2 protein-coding genes are annotated in these 1,939 nt (G+C 53.4%); both read left to right on the forward strand.

All coding sequences use genetic code 11. The features are described from left to right. On the forward strand, positions 1 to 643 hold a 643-nt coding region (locus tag RT91_RS19110), incomplete at its 5' end, for a transposase (protein WP_035189381.1). Positions 644 to 993: 350 nt separating this feature from the next. Further along, a complete protein-coding gene (locus RT91_RS21010; protein WP_160321867.1) occupies positions 994 to 1,848 on the forward strand; it encodes a DUF4231 domain-containing protein in 855 nt (284 codons plus the stop codon). Positions 1,849 to 1,939: the final 91 nt, after the last annotated feature.

Below are 1,939 nucleotides of genomic sequence, written 5' to 3' on the forward strand. Positions count from 1 at the left end.
GGTATTTCAGAACGACGAAGTCGTCATCCATGTGATCCGGCCAAGCCGGGGCGCCAACGTCGTCGCGGAGGTAATGGACGGCCATCGCCCCGCTATCTGGATCTCCGATCTCTATGGCGCCCAGCGCGGTCATGCCGATGACTGGCAGATTTGCCTCGCCCACCAACTCCGGGACTGCAAATTCGCGATCGAGGCGGGTGATACGATCTTCGCACCCAGAATGAAGGCCCTGCTGCTCCGCGCCGTCGTGCTGGCGCGGCGCCATCGCACGCTCGCGGACGCTACAAGACGCGCCTGGCGGCGGCGCCTCGACCATGATCTCGACGCCGTCATGGCGCTCGCCCCGATCAACCACCACGGCAGACGATTGCGCCGACGATACGGCAAGGTTCGTGATCATCTCTTCACCTTCCTCGACCACCCGGATATCGCCGCGGACAACAACGGCTCCGAGCGCGAACTCCGGCCTACCGCGACATATCGCAAGGTCACCGGAGGGTTCCGATCCAACTGGGGCGCCGATTTCTTCGCCAACGTCCGATCCGTCGTCGGGACCGCCGCGCGGCACGGCCTTGATGCCTACACCGCTATCAAAAACGCCGTCACCGGAGCATCACTGCCCATCGCCCCCCTACCGGGTTGAGCAGATACAGATGCGGCATGAACTGCCGCTTTCCAAATCGCCGGGATTGTTCTCGAATGGCCGAAAAGGGTGGCTCGTGCTGAAAAAGTCGGCCTTGCGGTGGTGATAGTGGTTGGTCTGCTTTGTGTTTAAAACAAAGAGATGCGGACATTGCCGCCGACCATTTCCTCCGGCAGTATTCGACGAAAGACAGACTTCCCGCAATGTAGATGGCATGGTGCCGAAAACGCTAAATCATGCCACGGAAGCTAGGGGGGAACGGTGCAGGCAATTGTATTTTTTACGTGGTTCAAGGGCTTAATCTAAGGGCTTAATCTAAGGGCTTAACACTTTACTGGATGGTGGATTGCTTGAAACTCCCTGCTCTACATGATGCGGCAAGCAGCGGCTCTGACGGGGCGCAAAGGCGTTACCTGTGGTTAATCCGTGGAGAATATTGTCTGTTACTTCTTTCCTCTATATTGACGATGGATTTCTACGGCGTTCCCGTATACTACGCTGGTGCTGCGCTGGTGTTCTTTGTTTCCCTCGCGGTAATGCTGTTTCGCTCGTTGGATAAACCGGAAAAGCAGTGGTATAACTGCAGAGCTGTTGCAGAGTCTATCAAAACGATTAGTTGGCGCTATGCCATGCGAGCTGCCCCATTTGATGTAGACGAGGGTGAAAACCGCTTATTTCGGAATGCTCTTAGCAACATATTGGCAGATTCAAATTTCATCGGGGTCGCACTAACAGGAAATCCGTCAACGGGCGATCAGATTACTGATGAAATGGTGTCGATACGTGCCTTGCCACTAAATGAACGCCTTGAACACTATAAGAAAGATCGAATAGATGATCAACGTCTGTGGTATGCGCGAAAGGCATCTAGAAACAAGAAGAGTGCCGGCACATGGATAGGAATTGGGGTGGTCGTATACTTGTTCTCAGCGACCTCTGTATTGACGCATATTGTTGAACCGGCTTGGACCTTATTGCCGACTGATCCTCTTATCGTGATCGCGTCTTCGGTTCTCGGATGGGTTCAAATTAAGAAGTTCAATGAGCTGGCAGCATCTTATACGTTAACTGCACATGAAATTGGAATCTTACAAAATCGAATCGGGGAAATCACTTCAGAGTTCGATCTCTCGGAATTTATAAACGATTCAGAGTTGGCTTTCTCGCGCGAGCACACGCAGTGGGTTGCTAGAGCTTCCAACTAAACCCACGCGTCCGAATTTTCACTTTCAGGCACATTTGTCACTAATTGGCATGCTGTCGAATGGCGGACACGATGCTATCGGTGTTCCACCG

The organism is Acidiphilium sp. JA12-A1, from assembly GCF_000724705.2.
Classification (GTDB): domain Bacteria; phylum Pseudomonadota; class Alphaproteobacteria; order Acetobacterales; family Acetobacteraceae; genus Acidiphilium; species Acidiphilium multivorum.